This is a genomic window from Niastella vici, from assembly GCF_002077945.1.
Taxonomy (GTDB): domain Bacteria; phylum Bacteroidota; class Bacteroidia; order Chitinophagales; family Chitinophagaceae; genus Niastella; species Niastella vici.
The window spans coordinates 1-988 of record NZ_LVYD01000094.1 but is presented as its reverse complement, the minus strand read 5'-3'; the positions used below and the strand labels follow the sequence as shown (position 1 = coordinate 988).

1 protein-coding gene is annotated in these 988 nt (G+C 48.4%); it reads right to left on the bottom strand.

Annotation, left to right across the window (positions count from 1 at the left end):
- The coding region (locus tag A3860_RS41380) for a YDG domain-containing protein (RefSeq protein ID WP_216823580.1) at nucleotides 1–988 on the bottom strand (988 nt) is incomplete at both ends.

Genomic DNA, 988 nt, shown 5'->3' with positions numbered 1-988 from the left:
ACCGTTATATACGCGGCTGTCGGTTTGGGCCGTTACGTTGATATCCCGGACGGAGATGACGCCGGTTGTGTTTGTTGTATAAATGATGTGGTAGTTATTGCCACTATTGCCATCGTTGATGACAAGACCGCTGGCTGTTAAGGTTTTGTTGGAACCGACATGCTTTGTGTCGTATACCTGTGCAGGAGCTGTGCCGATTAAGTCACCTGTTTGCAGCGCATCTACCTGCGGAACAACGCTTGAACTGGTGGTGCCATTATAAACGCGGCTATCGGTTTTGGCAGTTACATTAATATCCCTGACGGTGATGACGCCGGTTGTATTTGTTGTATAAATGATGTGGTAATTATTACCGCTGTTGCCATCATTGATGACCAGTCCGCTCGCTGTTAAGGTTTTGTTGGAACCGACATGCTTTGTGTCGTATACCTGTGTAGGAGCCGTGCCGATTAAGTCACCGGTTTGCAAAGCGTCTACCTGCGGCGCCACACTTGAGCTGGTGGTACCATTATAAATGCGGCTATCGGTCTTGGCCGTTACGTTGATATCCCGAACGGTGATGACGCCGGTTGTATTTGTTGTATAAATGATATGGTAGTTGTTGCCACTATTGCCATCGTTGATGACCAGTCCGCTCGCTGTTAAGGTTTTGCCGGTGCCTACATTCTTTGTATCATATGCCTGGGTTGGCGCGGTTCCAACCAAATCACCGGTTTGCAGGGCATCTACCTGCGGTGCTACACTTGAGCTGGTAGTACCATTGTAAATACGATCATCGTGCTGGGCAGTTACATTGATGTCCCGGACAGTTATTACACCAGTATTGTTTGTGGCATACAGGATGTGGTAGTTGTTGCCACTATTGCCATCATTGATGACCAGTCCGCTAGCAGTTAAGGTCTTGCCGGTGCCTACATTCTTTGTATCATATGCCTGGGTTGGCGCAGTGCCAACAACATCGCCAGTTTGTAATGCGTCTACTTGTGGC